This window comes from Neobacillus sp. MER 74 (genome assembly GCF_023714155.1).
In genome coordinates this window covers 58,079-75,068 of record NZ_JAMAUV010000017.1, presented here as the reverse complement: position 1 = coordinate 75,068, position 16,990 = coordinate 58,079, and the positions used below count along the sequence as shown (strand labels likewise).

Genomic DNA, 16,990 nt, shown 5'->3' with positions numbered 1-16,990 from the left:
ACTGGCTGTAGATCGAATCAACAAGCAAATGAGAGAAATGAAATTGGCTGCCTAATTTTATAAAAAATTGCATTTGATAATTCGGTCAGCCTAATAATTCAAAAAAACAATTATGAAATTAACTCAAGTACATAAAAAATTCACCTTCCCTTTCATTTCACAAACAGAATACTGTTCGAATATGAACGGAAGATGAACGTTACTTTACAATTTAGGAAGGTGCACAGTAAAAGTAGTCCCTGTTCCTTCTATGCTTTCTAAATCAATTTTTCCATGGTGCAAATCAATAATGGATTGGACGATTGACAGGCCTAAACCTGTTCCCTCAACTGAACGTGCTCTAGAGGCATCCGCCCGGTAAAAACGGTCAAAGATTCTGCTGAGATCCTTCTGACTTAATCCCACACCAGAATCTTTAATAACTACTAAAACTTCTTTATCCGCTTCAGTCAATTCAATATCAATCGTACCATTTTCACGATTATACTTAATCGCATTCGTCAGCAGATTTTCCCAGACAGAATATAGTAATGCTGGGTCCCCTTTAACCCTGGCATCAGAGAGTGAGTAACTCATCATTATTCCTTTTTCCAGGGTGCTCCATTCGTATTGGTGAATAACAGCTTTGAGCTGTTCAGCTATATCTACGCTACTAACTTCCATTAAATCCTTTTTACTCTCAATTGTGGATAGAAGTAATAACTGTTTGGTCATCCTGGAGAGTCGGTCTACCTCGAATTGAACCACGCGTAAATATTGTTGTTCTTCTTGCTCCCTTTTGCCGCTGTTTTCCAATAAGTTTAAATACCCTTTTATATTGGTTAGTGGTGATTGGATATCATGAGATATGTTAGAAATTAGTTCTTTTCTTAACGAATCTACTTGTGCTAATTTTTCTGTCATCCTAGTAAAACTAACTGCTAAATTTCCAAGTTCATCGCTTCGGGTAATATCCAACTTGATTGAAAAATTTCCTTCCGCAATTGCTCTCGTTGCGAAATTTAGCTTTCTTATCGGCTTGACTAAATATTTGGTACTAATAAGAACCAATATTACGCTTAATAAAATTGAAATGATTAGCAGCCAGCCAAAAAGAATATGCATCTCGTTAAACATAAGCTTAATATCTGGCCTGATAAAAATGGCGTATTCTTCACCCTTATACTCAAATGGGACACCGACTGAGTTTTTTAATTCATTGGCAAAAAATCCAGTTACAAAGGTTTTATGAGGAAAATTGCGAATCCCATGATAAACCTCTCCATCTAAAACTTTTCCTGGAATATTTGCTGGTAAGTTCTTTACTCTAAACGACGATCCGAAATAATTCTTGTCCCCCTCTTTATTGACTAAAAGTATTTGGTAACCAATCGTACCGATATGGTCAAAATAGTCCTGGAGACTAATCAAAGGGTGCTTACTAGCAAAGTCAGCTATTTCAATGGCAAAATTCATGATTTTTTCATCATTTTGCTGTTTTAATTTGAATTGGTAATAAGCATTGGAAAGAAAAAAAGAAATAATTCCACTGACAACCATAATCATAATCGTAATAAAGGCGAATTTACTATACAAAGATTTCATGATCATTAGTTAAAGAACCTCCAGGGAATATCCTACCCCTCTAATCGTTTTGATGATAAAATCCTCTGCAATATTCGCAAACCTTTCGCGTAACCGTTTGATATGAACATCCACGGTTCTTTCATCTCCTTCAAAATGAAGACCCCATATTCTTTCAATCAAGTGACCGCGGCTAAACACTTGATTAGGATGCGTAGCAAGAAAAGATAAAAGTTCAAATTCCTTTAACGGAAGCATAAAGGTCTTGTTATTCATTTTAACCTCATAGCTTTTTTTGTTTATGAATAAGGTCCCAATCTTAATATTCGCTTCCCCAGATTTTCCATATCTTCTTAAAAGGGCATTGACCCTAAATATTAATTCTTTGGGTTCAAACGGTTTAATTAAGTAATCATCCGTGCCGGATTCAAATCCCTTTTCCTTATCTTCAATCTGGCTTTTTGCCGTTAATAAGATAATCGGAATATCATACTCTTTTCGGATTTCAGTTGTTAAGAGGTAACCATTCATGACGGGCATCATGATATCTACGATCGCTAAATCACAATCCTCTTTATTTAAAAGTTCAAGTGCTGTGCTCCCATTTTCCGCTGCAATTGTTTTAAATCCTTCTCTCATCAGCAAACTTATTACAAGATTGCGGATATATTCATCATCATCAACAATTAAAATTGTTTTCATCCTATCACCTGCTTACTCCATAGCGCTATATTCCTCACCTCATTGTACTTAATGGCTCATTAATTGGAAAGAAGCAAAATTGTGATGAATTAGACAAAGTAACAACTTATGTGTTAGTATTAAGTTGTCACATTGACGACCGGTTCATTTTTATTGTCAAAGGAGGAAGAAAAATTGATAGAGTTTAAGAATATTGTTAAAAAATATCGATCAAAGACAATTATTAAACCTTTTTCGTTAGATATCGAAGCTGGCCAGCTGGTTGTTTTTATTGGACCAAGCGGATGCGGAAAAACGACATTGTTGAAAATGATTAATAAATTGATTCAGCCAACGTCTGGGCAAATTTTTGTAGATGGGGCGGATATTTCGACCATGAATCCGATTGAGCTGCGTAGGAATATTGGTTATGTGATTCAAAATACGGGATTGTTTCCTCATATGTCTATTAAAGAAAATTTAGAGTTGATTCCCAAACTTAAAGGAGAAGATCCTGATTCCATAGCGAAGAAAACTGGAGAACTGCTTGAATTGGTTGGATTAGACCCGAAAGAATTCTTACATCGCTTTCCAAAGGAATTAAGTGGTGGTCAGCAGCAAAGAATTGGGGTTGCAAGAGCTTTTTCAACCAACTCCGATATCATTTTAATGGATGAACCATTTAGTGCGTTAGATCCTGTCACAAGAAGTTCGCTTCAAGATGAACTCTTCCAAATGCAAAAGGAACTTAACAAAACGATTATCTTTGTTACCCATGATATGGACGAAGCTATTAAAATAGCAGATAAGATTTGTATTTTAAAAGACGGGGATATACTTCAATATGATACCCCTGAAAATATTTTAAAGAATCCTGCCAATGACTTTGTCGAAGACTTTATTGGTAAAAGACGGGTTTGGAACAATCCTGAATTATTAATGGCTGAGGATATTATGATTCCTAATCCTGTGAAGATCACCTCCATGCGCACAGTGCTACAGGCGATTGAAATAATGAAGGACCAAAAAGTCGATAGCCTAATGGTTACTGATAAACATAATGTCCTAAAAGGTTTAGTGACATTAAAGAGCATCCAATTGCTCAATCGAACAATCTCAATCGAAAAGGTAATGGAACAAAATGTCCTTTCGGTTTCACAGGATGCCAATTTGATATCAGTTTTAGCCACAATGAATGAGCATAAAATTGGTTATGTGCCGGTTGTGAACAGTCATAAACAGCTGATTGGACTTATAACTAGAAGTAGTATTCTTTCTGCACTAAGCAGCCAGTTAATTGATTTGGAGGTGGCCTTTTAATGAGTGGATTTATGAACTATTTAACCACTAACTATGAGCAAGTATTCAGTCTACTGGGCCAGCATCTTTACTTAAGCGTAATTTCTGTCCTAGTAGCAATTATTATCGGGATCCCACTCGGTATATTAATCTCTCGAGAGCAAAAACTTGCAAAACCGATAATAGGAACAACCAATGTGATTCAAGCAGTACCTAGTTTGGCCTTACTTGGATTTCTTATTCCATTCGTTGGGATTGGCAGTACCCCAGCGATTATTATGGTCGTTCTTTATTCATTGCTTCCTATTGTCAAAAACACGTATACAGGTCTAACGAATATTGATGGAGATATTCTGGAAGCCGCCAGAGGTATCGGTCTGACCAAGAGTCAAACGATGAGAAAGGTTCAGTTACCACTAGCCTTCCCGATGATTATGGCGGGTATCAGAATTTCAGCGGTTACCGCTGTTGGATTAATGACAATCGCTGCCTTCATTGGTGCTGGCGGACTAGGATATCTCGTTTTCTCTGGTGTACAAACGGTCGATAATTATATGATTTTAGCAGGAGCGATTCCCGCCTGTATTCTTGCCCTAGTTATCGATTTTATCGTAGGAAAACTAGAATCCTCACTTTCCTATACTAGCAAACAATCTTCAGCAAAAAAGACCGGGAAAACCACTAAAAAAATGATGATTAGTTTTGCAAGTATTGTCATCATCATTGCCGGTGCATTTACAGTTTATTCAAAAGTGAACGCAGAGGATAAAATTGTGATCGGTTCTAAAAATTTTAGTGAACAACTAATATTAGGGAATATGCTTGCAGATTTAATAGAAAATAAGACTGATATACAAGTAGAGAGAAAATTAAATCTTGGCGGCAGTCAGGTGGCCTTCAGCGCCCTTAAAAATGGGGATATTGATATGTATGTTGAGTATACCGGGACAGGGTTAGTGAATATTTTAAATCAGCCGCCCCAAAGTAATCCGGACAAAGTCTACAATATTGTCCAGAAGGAATTCAAGCAAAAGTATGGTTTTGAATTGTTAAAACCGATTGGATTTAATAACACTTACGCCTTAGCTGTTCGTCAAGATACCGCTAAAGAATATGGTTTGAAGACAATCTCTGATTTAGCTAAGGTAAGCAATCAATTAACCATGGGTCCGACTATCGAATTTCCAAATCGTGAGGATGGATTAATCGGACTGACAAAAACGTATAATATGAAATTTAAAGAGGTAAAACCCGTTGACGGCGGATTGCGCTACACGGCATTAGCCAACCATAAGAGTGATGTCATCGATGCCTTTTCAACGGATGGTTTACTTGAAGCGTTCCACTTAAAGGTATTAGAGGATGATAAGAACTTTTTCCCTCCTTATTATGCGGTACCGATGTTAAAAGAAGAAACGTTAAAGGAACATCCAGAACTTAGAAAAGTGATAAATTCCTTGGCTGGTAAGTTAACTGATGAAAAAATGCGAAAACTGAACTATAAGGTCGACAGCCTTAAACAGTCACCAGCCAAAGTCGCAAAGGAATTTTTAGAAAGTGAAGGATTATTAGAAAAATAGTGCATTTAAGAAAAAGCTGGTCCTCAAAAATAAAAGGTTCCGTTTACGGGTGCTTTCTTAATAAAAAGACACAAGAATTGACGTATGCATTAGCATGCGTCTTTTTCTTTATTTATGAAGTTCCTACTACTAAAGCTTTCTTAAATTTGAAATAGCAATTGACATCATTATTGAGGGTCCGCACTTATCTGTTTGGGCATCGGGTTAAGTACCCGAGCTGATAAATAGACGGAAATTTTCCGCTTAATTCGTAATTATTATTAAAAAAGGGGGTAAATAGACGGAGAAATTCCCCCTATTTACTCAAAAAACGTGAAAATGGGAGATTTTGCTTTGCATAAACGGAAAATCTCCCCTTATTTCCCCCGAAACGAGCGCCATTCTGCATTTAACCGGAAAATCTCCTCTTATTTTTCCTTTGCTGGTTACTCTATTTAGAACGAGTCATTAAGCACTACAAAACGGGACCCTTTACCTAAAAAGCCGGCTTTTTTGCATCTTTCAATCCCTTCTTACTCTGCCATAAAATGAAGGACTCGGTCATATGTTTCATCAGCACCTATGACAAGGAGGACATCCCCTTCTTGTATTACGGCATAGGGGCCTGGTGAAATAATTAATTCTCCCTTTCGTTTCATCCCGATAACAGTTCCCCCAGTATTTTGCCAAAACTTCACTTCCGAAATAGTTTTGCCAATATGTATACAATCCGAAACTACCTCTACTTCGATGGGTGCAAGTGGGTTCGTATGACGAAGCTTTCCTGAATAGTCCATAATTTTTCGGAGCGTATCAAAGAGCTGTTCATCGAGCTTGTCTCTTTCGGAAATGAGGGAGTTCATTTGCTTCTCAAGATCTTTGATGCTTGCAAGGTTTGAAAACCGTTGAATATATTTATAAGCATTCTCCCGAGAAGAAATAACAATTCCACTGCCTTTTGTGGAGTGGACTATCTCAACATCTTCCAAAATTTTTATAGCTCTTCGGATAGTTTCAGGAGAAACCTTATATTCACTGGCTAATGTTGATCTCCCGTGAATTTTTTCTCCCACCTTAAATTTCCCATCATATATTCTATTTGCTAAATCTATCGCAATTCGCTCGTAAGTTGGTATTTGTGCCTTTTGCATAATATCCTCCGCAACCATCTTTATCTTGGTCTATTCCTACATTGTGCTACCTCTCCAATATACTCTTTTGTATGTGCCTATGCGAGTTTTCAATACAAAATTATCGGAGTGATTTCAATTATTTTTATTGGATATAATTGTAATGAACGATGATTAATGAGGTGTGTCATTGAAACGGAAAATACTTATTCTTCTAGGTAGTATATTTGTGTTATTTATGATTGTCTTATTTATTTTTTTCCTTGTTAAAGGGCAGCCTTCAAAATGGCAAGTAGCCCTCGGAGGGATAATCGTGTGCGCGTTGCCCATGCTGCTGATTTTTAAGAAAAACATACCATTTAACCTGCCAAGCATCGTTGGGTTTTATCTATTTATCTTTTGTACCACGTATTTAGGGACTATAGGGGATTTTTATCTTAAATATAGATGGTGGGATTCGACCATACATTTTTATAAAGGTGTATATGTCGCTTGTGTTGGCATAACATTATATAAATTAATGATACCTGAACAAGTAAGAAAGGATACCTCACATTGGATTATTTCAATTTTCGTTCTATCCCTTTCTGTCCTAGCAAGTGTACTTTGGGAGATTTATGAGTTTGCAGGGGATCAAACTTTCACTCACATCATGCAGCTTGGGGGAAATAAAGATACGATGTATGACCTGTTGTGTGGGTTTTCCGGAGGACTCTTAATTGCCATTTACGCCTATTTTCGAAAACCAAAAGTTTAAAGAGGTGCATTTTGTTGAATCGAAAACTTGTCATCACTTTAAGTGCCATTTATGTCCTTTTCATGGCAGTTTTAGCGGTCTATTACTATACAAAGGGAGAATCCTTTGAAGGCTCAGTCGCAATTGGCGGTATTGTATGCGGTGCGATTCCGTTATTATTAGCATTATTCACCAAACTACAATTCAATTTACCAATTGTCATTTCCTATTTAATTTTCTTAGTTGGTTCACAATACCTAGGCTCAATCCTAGGCTGGTATGGTCTCGGTTGGTGGGATACCTTTATGCATTTGGTCAGTGGAGCCATTCTCGCATTTTCCGGGATTGCTTTATATGAACGTTTGATTCATCGAAATGCTGGGGATAAGATTTCGCCATGGTTTGTGTTTTTATTTACGTTATCCTTTGCGGCACTCGGTGGCGTATTATGGGAAATTTATGAATTTAGCTCCGACCAATTTTTCGATATGACCTTGCAAGGCGGGGGAAATAAAGATACAATGACCGATTTAATTGCTGATACAATTGGGGGGTTGATTATTGCAGTACTTGCCGGAATCCGTACTCGGAAAAAGTTAAAAAACCTGTAATAAAAAGGTACGTCGTTGGACGTACCTTTTAAAATATTGATATTAAACCGTAACTGCCACAAAAAATTCCTCATAAAGTGCTTGAACCGCTCTCTTTTCATCTACTTCTTTTACCCCGAACATCATACTAACTTCTGACGACCCTTGGTTAATCATTTCAATATTGATATGAGCTTTCGCCAGTGCCTTGGAAGCTCTTGACATGGTCCCAACATTATGGCGCATTCCCTCGCCAACCACCATTATAAGTGCAAGACTATGCTCAATCTTTACTTGATCAGTATGAAGTTCTGTTTCAATCCGTTCCTTAATCGCCTTCTCCATTTCCGCATCCATTTGATTTTCTCGAAGGATGACGGAAACATCATCAATGCCTGAAGGGGTATGCTCATAAGATAATCCGAAGTCTTCTAAGATACTTAATAGCTTCCGTCCAAAGCCTATCTCTCTATTCATTAGGTATTTGCTTACGTATATACTACAAAATCCTTGGTCACTGGCAATACCAATCACTGGTCCATTTGTGTTGTCTCGTTCATAGACAATCTTTGTTCCAGGTGCACTTGGATTATTTGTATTTTTGATGTGTACAGGAATTCCTGCTCTGAACGCCGGGACAAGTGCTTCATCATGTAATACAGTAAATCCCGCATATGAAAGTTCACGCATTTCCCGGTAAGTCAGTTCTTTTATTTCTTTCGGACTTTTTACAATGAAGGGATTGACGGAATACACTGCATCGACATCAGTAAAATTCTCATAAAGGTCAGCTTTAAGGGCATTGGCTAAGATGGATCCAGTAATGTCGGAGCCGCTCCGTGAAAAGGTAAACACCTCACCTTGCCTGCTATAACCAAAGAAACCTGGAAATATTAGGATCCCCTTTCGTTCGTTCAACAAATATAATTGATTATAAGCTTCTGGCAGCACCTGAGCGTTACCAGGCTCATCACTGACAAGCAGCCCCGCTTCTTTCGGGTCTATGTAAGAAGCTTCTACGCCCTGCTTACGGAAATAGGCAGCCACCAATTTGGCGTTGTTATCCTCACCACTTGCTTTTAACAAATCCAGAAAACGATCAGGTTTTGTTTTATCTGCACTCAGCCGATTTGCTAAATCTTCTTGAATTTCGATAATAATGTCATGTGACAGTGATAATTCTTCTGCGATTGAGCAGTATCTTTCAAGGACTGCCTCAAATGGTTCTCTTGGGTCTTTATTTTGTAAACAAAGTTCTCCACATTCAATCAATAAATCTGTTACCTTATCATCCTCTGCAAACCTTTTCCCGGGGGCAGAAACGACAACCACTTTTCTTTCGGGGTCTGAAACTACAATTTTAAATACCTTCTCCAGTTGTTTTCCTGATGCTAGTGAGGACCCACCAAACTTTACGACCTTCATCCCTACATCTCCCTAATTCTAAAAATATAATCTTAATTTTAATCATATTCAGAAAATAATCAAGCTTTTTCTTTTATAGAAAGACATTTGTTCACCCTTGGCGTACAATCAAAAAAAGAGTGGATCTTGGCTAGAAATCCACTCTTTTTTTCGGAACTAAAACTAACGAAGTAAATCAATAAAATGGGCAAGAATCTTGGCCGTAAGCCCCCAAATCACTTTTCCATCATAACGGTAGAAATACTCCTCAACCCCACGTGTCCGCCAATTATAATTTTCTCCCCCAACAATAAGGTCAAAGGGAAAATTCACCTCGGGTTCTGCCTTAAATTCTATACGATAAATCTCTGGTTCATTTTTTATTAAAAATGATAGCGGCACGGTAAAAATCTCACCAACTTCTGAAGGGTTAGGAACAATTGGATTAGGTGTTTTAATGTAGCCAACAAAAGGATAGATTATCATTCCAAAAGGTGAAATCATAAAATCCAATGGGAGTACATTTGATATACTCTCCTTGCTGACACATAATTCTTCAACAGTTTCACGGATAGCGGCTGCTTTTTCGTCGGAATCCTGGGCATCAATCCTCCCCCCTGGAAAACAAATTTCACCGGGCTGCCTTCTAAGTTCCAGGGAACGAACTTCTAACAAAACGTGGACCCCGTCTTCTTTTTCAATGAGTGGGACCATAACAGCATATTTTGAAAACTTTTCACTGCCAAGGATCTTTGGTGTGTGGTTTTTTAATTTAGATAGTATTGGTTCCAACTCCATGACTTCACCTCATTTCATTTTCAAATAACTTAATATTACAATACCACTTTTTACCTAAAGATAAAAAACAATCCAATTTAATTTATTGGATTGTTCGCTAATTAATTTATTCCTATTTCTCATACCATGAATACATATAATTAACATCCTCAATTTCTTGTGCGGTTTTTACGATTTTTAAAGGATGGAAGGTGTCAATCATAACGGCAAGTTCTAACGTTTCCTTTTTTCCAATACTTGCTTCTGTTTTCCCAGGATGCGGCCCATGAGGGATACCGCCTGGATGGAGCGTAATGGAACCTTCCTGTACTCCTTTACGACTCATAAAATTACCCTCCACATAATAGAGAAGTTCGTCGCTGTTCACATTGCTATGATAATATGGCGCCGGTATGGACTCTGGATGGTAGTCATAGAGTCTCGGAACAAATGAACAGACAACAAAATTATTCCCTTCAAAAGTTTGATGGACTGGCGGCGGCTGGTGGACTCTCCCGGTGATTGGTTCAAAATCTTTGATATTAAAAGCCCAAGGATATAAATATCCATCCCAGCCCACTACGTCAAGGGGATGATGTCCTAAAATATGCGAGGTTATCTTCCCTCTTGATTTTGTTAAGACCTCAAATTCACCCTTTTTATCAAATGCCGTCAGTTCTTCCGGGCCACGAAGGTCCCTTTCACAAAATGGGCTATGTTCTAATAGCTGGCCATATTCATTTCGGTACCGTCTTGGTGTGGTGATTTGGCTGAAGGATTCAACAAACAGCATTTTTGTCTCTTCATTTTCGTTTGGTATAACACGGTATATGGTCCCAATCGGAATAATTAGATAATCTCCCGGCTGGTATGAAAGGGTCCCGAACATCGTTTCCAGTTTTCCCGTCCCATAATGGACATAGAGCATTTCATCTCCATCACCATTCCGATAAAAGCTTGTCATCGGTGCAGTTACATGGGCTGTTCCAATTAATAAATCCTGATTCCCCAAAATATACTCCCTAGCATGGAGGCCATCACCTTTGGTTGAAACTTTACTGGTAAAAAAATGACGGTGTTTGAGTGCCTGCTGGTTCTCATATTCTGGCAAATAATCTCTAACTAATTCCGCTCTCACCACTTCTGTTGGCATATATTGATGATACAAAATCGATTGGGTTCCAGAAAACCCCCGTGTCCCCATTACTTGCTCTCGGAATAGGCTCCCATCTGCCTTTTTAAACATCGTATGCCGTTTGTGCGGTATCCTCCCCATTTGCCGGTAATACATGTTTTCACCTCTCTTCAGCGATTATCTCATTCTGTAACACGCCAAGATGATCAATTTCTAATTTAACTCGATCACCAGGTTTTAACCAACGATGAACTTGTTCACCAAGTTCAAGAATACATCCAGATCCGACAGTTCCTGAACCAATCATCTCACCAGGGTATAAGGTAACACCTGCCGAAGCCCTCTCAATCATCTCTCCAAAGGAATAAAATAAGTCTTTCATATTTCCTTCGGAAAGAAGGCATCCATTTACAGTAGCTTTCATGGTAAGATCAAAGCCTTTTCCTGCTTTTAATGGTTCAAACTCATCCTTTGTAACAATCCATGGTCCTATCGAAGTGGAGAAATCCTTCCCCTTAGCAGGACCAAGGCCAACTTTCATTTCTTTCCTTTGCAGGTCTCTTGCGCTCCAATCATTTAATATACAGTAGCCAAAAATATGCTCATCCGCTTGTTCTGCAGAAATATTTCTGCCTTCTTTACCAATGATGCAGGCAATCTCAAGCTCATAATCAAGCCAGTTACACTCTTTTGGCTTAACAATGGCGTCTCCTGGTCCTTTAATAGCAAGATGATTTGAGAAATAAAAGACAGGGTTTTCGTACCATTCTGGAATCATTCCAAGACCCCTATTTTCCCTTGCTTGTTTTACATGCTGTTCAAATGCATAAAAATCACGAAAGCTCCTTGGGTATGGCAGCGGCGCCTTTAAACGGAACTCTCTTAATGGATACACTCCTTTTTGCTCCTTTGTAAATGAGAAACTGGACACTTTTTCTAGATTTGCCATACTATTTTCTAGAAAATCCAAGAGATTACTAGGCAGCATTCCACCTGATGCTTCATGCATATCAACCACATGTTCCTGATCCAATAACCATCCTGCCCTATTTGTCCCATCCTTTTTTTCGAAGGTTACGAATTTCACAACATTCACCTTTTTTCTAGGTTTTTCTCTTCATTTCAAACATTTTTGCTAAGGGGTCTGTAAAGATGTTTCCTGCCATTCTTCCTATCGGCATTAGTTTCGCAGAGTCAATCCGTCCCTTATCAAACAGTTCATCGGTTACATGGACATGCACTACTTTTCCAATTACTAGACTTCCTGCCCCAGGCTTTTCACCAAAATGCAATACTTGTTCTAGTTCACATTCTAGGTGGACAAGGGATTCTTTAATGCGCGGCACCTTGACCTTGATACTAGGTTCTTTCGTTAAACCCACTTCCATCATTTCGTCGACATCCGGACTAAATTCAATTGCACAATCATTCATTTGCTCCGCCAAACTGTTACTAACAATATTAATGACAAATTGACCTGTGCTTTCAATGTTTACAAGCGTATCTTTTTTAGCTCCATCTGTTCCTCTTCTCATTGGTGAAAAACAAATGAGCATAGGGTCCGCACAAATGGCCGTGAAAAAACTAAATGGTGCCGCATTAGCAGTCCCCTTCTCATCCACTGTAGAAACAAAAGCTATTGGACGGGGGAGAATGGACCCAACTAATAATTTATACGCCTCTCTCCATTCCAGTGTTTTCGGGGAAATCTCCATTACATTTATCACCTCACTTAGTAGAGCTTTAAATAAGGGAGAGATCACTCTCCCTTTAGCCCTTCTAAACTATTAGTCTCTATTCATTATAAATTTCCTCGTCTTTCCTGCTCCCGCTCAATCGACTCAAATAATGCCTTAAAGTTTCCTTCCCCAAAACCACGTGCCCCTTTTCGTTGAATAACTTCAATAAATAATGTTGGACGGTCAACAATTGGTTTAGAGAAAATCTGCAGTAAATACCCCTCATCATCCCTGTCTACTAAAATATTTAACTCACGCAACTTTTCTATTTCTTCATCAATTTTTCCAATCCGTTCACCTAAGGATTCATAATAAGTATCAGGAGTTTTTAGGAATTCCACTCCATTTTGCTTTAATATAGCTACTGTTGAGACAATATCTTCAGTTAGGATTGCTAAATGCTGTACACCAGGCCCATTATAAAATTCTAGAAATTCCTGAATTTGTGATTTTCGTTTCCCTACCGCAGGTTCATTGATTGGAAACTTGATCCGTCCTCCGTTATGCATAACTTTTGACATAAGTGCAGAGTATTCTGTGGTAATGTCCTTGTCAGAGAAATGTTTCATTTCTTTAAAGCCCATTACCTTAGCATAATACTCTACCCATTCCTCCATGCGCTCAACATTCCCAACGACATGGTCAATCCCAATTAAACCCGCATCTTTCACCGGTAATTCCGCTGAATATGGTTCGAATCCAGGTAAGAACACACCCTGATAATTTTTGCGTTCTATTAACGTATGGATTGTGTCCCCATATGTACCTAGAACGGCTTTTTTAACCATCCCTGATTCATCGCTCATTTCAAATGGGGCCGTAATGGCAATCGCGCCTCGATTCACAGCCTCTTCAAAAGCTTTTTCAACATTATCAACTAAGAGTGCTATATCCTTCACACCGTCACCATGTTTCTTAACAAATTGCGCTACTGACCCATCCTCACTATAAGAACCTGTAAGCAGGAGACGAATATTCCGCTGCTTCAAGCAGTAGGAAGCGGTTTCACGATTGCCCGTTTCAAGACCCGAATATGCTACTGGTTCAAAACCAAATGCTGTACAGAAAAAGTGACATGCTTGTTTGGCATTACCTGTGTAAATCTCAATATAATCCACGTCTCGAACCGGAAAGAAGTCATTAGCTAATTGGTCTGCTCTTACTCTATTTTCTTTCATTTAGAAACCCCCATTAACCAAATGTAATAATATTCAGAATTAATTCTAATTCAAAGAATCTTGTCCTATCAAGGATAGGGTGTAAAGCAATAACGCTTTTTGGTGCTAAAGAAAACAGGATAATTTTTGCGTTATTTCCCGAAAATGCAAAAAGAAACTTACCCGTTTAGGGAAGTTTCTAATTTAATCATAGTGGAAATATTGTTCATTAGTAGAATAGACATTCAAAAAATTTTTTTCGATTAGGAAAGAATCGCCCGATCGCTTGCCATATGTTCACCACGGATCCGTTTAAACTCTGTTAATAAACTTTCAATTGTCAGCTGTTTCTTATTTTCCTCACTGACTTCTAAAATAATCTGCCCCTTATCCATCATAATTAAACGATTTCCTAAATCAATCGCTTGCTGCATATTATGTGTCACCATTAAGGTAGTCAGTTTGTATTTGTCGACGATTTCTCTCGTCAAATTTGTAATTAATTCCGCTCTTGACGGATCAAGTGCCGCTGTGTGTTCATCAAGAAGGAGGATGGATGGTTCTGTGAAAGTTGCCATTAATAAGGATAATGCTTGGCGTTCTCCACCTGATAATAGCCCCACCTTGGCACTAAGCCGGTTTTCGAGTCCTAAATGCAATGATTCCAATACCTCACGAAAATAATCACGGCGCTTTTTAGTTACCCCTTGGCGAAGGGTTCTCATTTTGTTACGTGAATACGCCATCGCAAGATTTTCCTCAATTGTCATACTTGGAGCCGTTCCTGCCATTGGGTCCTGAAAGACACGGCCAATCATTTTTGAACGTTTGTACTCTGACATATTGGTAACATTTTTCCCGTTTATTTGAACCTCACCGACATCTGGGATCAATACACCGGAAATGATATTCATTAGTGTAGATTTCCCCGCACCGTTACTTCCAATAACAGTGACAAAATCCCCAGGCTGAAGGTTCAGATTCACATGATCGATGGCGATTTTTTCATCCGGAGTCCCTTCATTAAAAATCTTATGAATTTCATTTAAGTGTAGCATGATTGTCCCCCTTCGCTGAAGCATTCGCCTGGATGATATTCCTTCGCTCTGATCTACGTCGGGCTTTACGCTTCTTCTCCTTAGAACCTTCAATGATTTTCGGAGCAGTAAGTGCAATAATAACAATAAGTGCAGTAATCAGCTTCATATCACCTGGGTCTAAGAAATCTACACGCAAGGCTAACGTTACAACGATTCGATAAATAATGGAACCGCCAATCACAGCAAGTGTTGTCCGAGCGATTGTTTTTGTACCAAAAAGGGCTTCACCAATAATAACGGAAGCTAGGCCAATCACAATCATCCCGATTCCCATACCTACGTCTGCAAATCCACCTTGTTGGGCAATCAGAGCACCTGAAAATGCTACTAATGCATTAGATAAACCTAAGCCAAACACAACAAGAAGATTGGTATTAGCAGAAAGGCTGCGAATCATACGTTTATTATCTCCAGTTGCTCTAACAGCAAGACCAATTTCCGTCCTTAGGAACAAATCCGTCAGGAATTTAATCACAAATGTAACGATAATCATAAAAAGAAGAATTCCCCATGTTTCCGGCAGGCTGTCACCGAGACCGACCATGGAAAGAATATTATTGAAGAATGAATCAATTCCTGTCTTTTCAAAAAATCCACTGATTTTCGTAAAAGCTGTATCTGTATTTAATAAAGGGATATTGGAACGTCCCATAATTCTCAGATTTATTGAATAAAGTGCAATCATCATTAAAATACCGGAAAGCAAGTTGTTAATCTTTCCAAATGTGTGCAGAAGTCCTGTCAAACATCCTGCTGCAAAACCTGCAAATAATGCCATAATTGTGGCTAAAAATGGATCGGTACCATTCGCAATCATTACCGCTGAAATTGCTGCCCCAGTGACAAAACTCCCATCAACCGTTAAATCCGGAAAATCCAGAATACGAAAGGAAAGATATACGCCCAGTGCCATAATCGCGTAGATGATACCTGCTTCAAATGATCCAAATATGGCTGTAAACATTGAGATCATCCTTTCTTTAATCATTAAGCATCCGTCTTAGATGCAAAATTTTATGTAGTGACAAAGAGGCAGCCTTCTAAATGAAGGCTCCTCATTGAAAAATATTATTTATTTACCTTCGTAGAACTCACCTAAACTACTCCAAGCATCATTGACTTTTAAACCTTGATCTTCAGCAGCCTTCTTGTTAATTACAAGCTTTAAGCTGTTAGGAAGTTCAACAGGAATTTCAGATGCTTTCTTTTTGCCGCTTAAAATGTCAGCTGCCATAATACCAGATTGATAGCCAAGATCGTAATAACTAAATCCACTCGCAGCAACCGCGCCTTTTTTCATAGAATCTAGTTCACCAACGAACAACGGGATTTTCTTACTATTTGCAACGGCAATAACTGAGTCAAGTGCAGTAACAACAGTATTATCAGTAGGAATGTAGATGGCATCAACGCGTCCAACTAATGATTCTGAGGCTTGCTTCACTTCTGCTGTAGTAGAAACAGATACTTTTACTAGCTTAGCACCCTTCTCTTTAACAATCTTTTCAACTTCTTCCACCTGAACAACTGAATTTTGTTCCCCTGAGTTATAGATGACCCCAACATTTTTCGCTTTCACTTCGTCTGTAATAAAGCTGATTGTCTTTTTCGTTGCTTCTGGATGGTTATCTGTTGTTCCAGTAATGTTTTTGCCTGGTTTATCAAAAGCCTCTACCAATCCAGCACCCACTGGGTCTGTTACTGAAGTGAAGATAATCGGAATATCTTTGGTAGCATTCAATGCAGCCGTTGCACTAGGTGTAGCATTAGCAAAGATTAAATCCACTTTGTCTCCGACAAAATTATTCGCAATTGTTTGCGTGTTGTTCATGTCTGCTTGAGCGTTTTGTTCATCAAAGCTAACTTTAATTCCTTTATCTTTTAGAGCCTTTTTAAAACCCTCTGTCGCTGCATCTAAAGATGGGTGTGGTGCAAATTGGGTAATACCTACTTTGAATTCCTTATCTGTTCCCCCTTTTTCAGTTCCGCCTGCGGATTCTTTACTTCCACACCCTGCAAGCAGCATCATTCCTGCTAAAGCAATTGAAAATACTTTTCCTTTTTTCTTCACTAGCTAAATCCCCCTCAAATACTAAAATATTAATTTTCAAAAAATTTAA

General features: G+C 38.5%; 16 protein-coding genes. 4 read left to right on the top strand and 12 right to left on the bottom strand.

Annotated features, from left to right (window positions below; genetic code table 11):
- Positions 1–204: 204 nt before the first annotated feature.
- Both M3610_RS21370 and M3610_RS21365 read right to left on the bottom strand, forming a co-directional pair.
- Positions 205–1,590 (bottom strand): sensor histidine kinase, encoded by a 1,386-nt coding sequence (locus M3610_RS21370; protein ID WP_311315846.1) that lies wholly within the window; start codon positions 1,588–1,590, stop codon positions 205–207.
- 3 nt (positions 1,591–1,593) lie between these two features.
- The gene (locus M3610_RS21365; RefSeq protein ID WP_251462336.1) at positions 1,594–2,265 is read right to left on the bottom strand and encodes a response regulator transcription factor; all 672 of its coding nucleotides are present in this window, start codon (positions 2,263–2,265) and stop codon (positions 1,594–1,596) included.
- A gap of 174 nt (positions 2,266–2,439) precedes the next feature.
- Between M3610_RS21365 and M3610_RS21360 the strand changes: the two genes are divergently transcribed.
- Positions 2,440–3,564, top strand: coding sequence for an ABC transporter ATP-binding protein (locus M3610_RS21360; RefSeq protein WP_251462332.1), 1,125 nt, complete (start codon positions 2,440–2,442; stop codon positions 3,562–3,564).
- Entirely contained in the window at positions 3,564–5,123 is a 1,560-nt protein-coding gene (locus M3610_RS21355) for an ABC transporter permease/substrate-binding protein (protein WP_251462329.1), read from the top strand. Before M3610_RS21360 ends, M3610_RS21355 begins: the two co-directional genes overlap by 1 nt.
- Before the next feature lie 512 nt (positions 5,124–5,635).
- On the opposite strand, the gene M3610_RS21350 is transcribed toward M3610_RS21355, so the two are convergent.
- Entirely contained in the window at positions 5,636–6,253 is a 618-nt protein-coding gene (locus M3610_RS21350) for a GntR family transcriptional regulator (protein ID WP_098574961.1), read from the bottom strand.
- A 163-nt stretch (positions 6,254–6,416) separates the two neighbouring features.
- Here M3610_RS21350 and M3610_RS21345 point away from each other — a divergent pair, with 163 nt between their 5' ends.
- The gene (locus M3610_RS21345; protein ID WP_251462326.1) at positions 6,417–6,989 is read left to right on the top strand and encodes a DUF2238 domain-containing protein; all 573 of its coding nucleotides are present in this window, start codon (positions 6,417–6,419) and stop codon (positions 6,987–6,989) included.
- A gap of 14 nt (positions 6,990–7,003) precedes the next feature.
- Positions 7,004–7,579: a DUF2238 domain-containing protein gene (locus tag M3610_RS21340; RefSeq protein ID WP_251462323.1), complete on the top strand. Its 576-nt coding sequence runs from the start codon at positions 7,004–7,006 to the stop codon at positions 7,577–7,579.
- Between the two features lie 42 nt (positions 7,580–7,621).
- Here the strand turns inward: M3610_RS21340 and M3610_RS21335 are convergent, their stop codons facing one another.
- The 9 genes from M3610_RS21335 to M3610_RS21295 form a co-directional block, all read right to left on the bottom strand.
- Positions 7,622–8,983 (bottom strand): aspartate kinase, encoded by a 1,362-nt coding sequence (locus M3610_RS21335; protein WP_251462320.1) that lies wholly within the window; start codon positions 8,981–8,983, stop codon positions 7,622–7,624.
- Positions 8,984–9,145: 162 nt separating this feature from the next.
- Positions 9,146–9,760 carry an NUDIX hydrolase gene (locus tag M3610_RS21330; protein ID WP_098574965.1) on the bottom strand — a complete coding sequence of 205 codons (615 nt, stop codon included), beginning with the start codon at positions 9,758–9,760 and terminating at the stop codon, positions 9,146–9,148.
- 112 nt (positions 9,761–9,872) lie between these two features.
- Positions 9,873–11,030, bottom strand: coding sequence for a homogentisate 1,2-dioxygenase (locus M3610_RS21325; protein WP_251462316.1), 1,158 nt, complete (start codon positions 11,028–11,030; stop codon positions 9,873–9,875).
- Between the two features lie 4 nt (positions 11,031–11,034).
- Positions 11,035–11,961 (bottom strand): fumarylacetoacetate hydrolase family protein, encoded by a 927-nt coding sequence (locus M3610_RS21320; protein WP_251462313.1) that lies wholly within the window; start codon positions 11,959–11,961, stop codon positions 11,035–11,037.
- Between the two features lie 16 nt (positions 11,962–11,977).
- Complete coding sequence (locus M3610_RS21315; RefSeq protein WP_098574968.1) at positions 11,978–12,589, bottom strand: flavin reductase family protein; 612 nt, start codon at positions 12,587–12,589, stop codon at positions 11,978–11,980.
- An 86-nt stretch (positions 12,590–12,675) separates the two neighbouring features.
- Positions 12,676–13,791, bottom strand: a complete 1,116-nt coding sequence (gene hppD / locus M3610_RS21310; RefSeq protein WP_251462310.1) for a 4-hydroxyphenylpyruvate dioxygenase — start codon at positions 13,789–13,791, stop codon at positions 12,676–12,678.
- Positions 13,792–14,033: 242 nt separating this feature from the next.
- A complete protein-coding gene (locus M3610_RS21305; protein WP_098574970.1) occupies positions 14,034–14,828 on the bottom strand; it encodes an ABC transporter ATP-binding protein in 795 nt (264 codons plus the stop codon).
- Positions 14,812–15,834, bottom strand: coding sequence for an ABC transporter permease (locus tag M3610_RS21300; protein WP_098574971.1), 1,023 nt, complete (start codon positions 15,832–15,834; stop codon positions 14,812–14,814). The genes M3610_RS21305 and M3610_RS21300 overlap by 17 nt, the downstream gene beginning before the upstream one ends.
- A gap of 108 nt (positions 15,835–15,942) precedes the next feature.
- Positions 15,943–16,941 (bottom strand): ABC transporter substrate-binding protein, encoded by a 999-nt coding sequence (locus M3610_RS21295; RefSeq protein ID WP_396953667.1) that lies wholly within the window; start codon positions 16,939–16,941, stop codon positions 15,943–15,945.
- Between the last annotated feature and the right edge of the window lie 49 nt (positions 16,942–16,990).

Coding starts and splice junctions, on each gene's coding strand:
- M3610_RS21365 (WP_251462336.1), bottom strand. CDS start 2,265: ATGAAAACAATTTTAATTGTTGATGATGATGAATATATCCGCAATCTT.
- M3610_RS21350 (WP_098574961.1), bottom strand. CDS start 6,253: ATGCAAAAGGCACAAATACCAACTTACGAGCGAATTGCGATAGATTTA.
- M3610_RS21305 (WP_098574970.1), bottom strand. CDS start 14,828: ATGCTACACTTAAATGAAATTCATAAGATTTTTAATGAAGGGACTCCG.
- hppD (WP_251462310.1), bottom strand. CDS start 13,791: ATGAAAGAAAATAGAGTAAGAGCAGACCAATTAGCTAATGACTTCTTT.
- M3610_RS21330 (WP_098574965.1), bottom strand. CDS start 9,760: ATGGAGTTGGAACCAATACTATCTAAATTAAAAAACCACACACCAAAG.
- M3610_RS21315 (WP_098574968.1), bottom strand. CDS start 12,589: ATGGAGATTTCCCCGAAAACACTGGAATGGAGAGAGGCGTATAAATTA.
- M3610_RS21325 (WP_251462316.1), bottom strand. CDS start 11,030: ATGTATTACCGGCAAATGGGGAGGATACCGCACAAACGGCATACGATG.
- M3610_RS21355 (WP_251462329.1), top strand. CDS start 3,564: ATGAGTGGATTTATGAACTATTTAACCACTAACTATGAGCAAGTATTC.
- M3610_RS21335 (WP_251462320.1), bottom strand. CDS start 8,983: ATGAAGGTCGTAAAGTTTGGTGGGTCCTCACTAGCATCAGGAAAACAA.
- M3610_RS21300 (WP_098574971.1), bottom strand. CDS start 15,834: ATGTTTACAGCCATATTTGGATCATTTGAAGCAGGTATCATCTACGCG.
- M3610_RS21370 (WP_311315846.1), bottom strand. CDS start 1,590: ATGATCATGAAATCTTTGTATAGTAAATTCGCCTTTATTACGATTATG.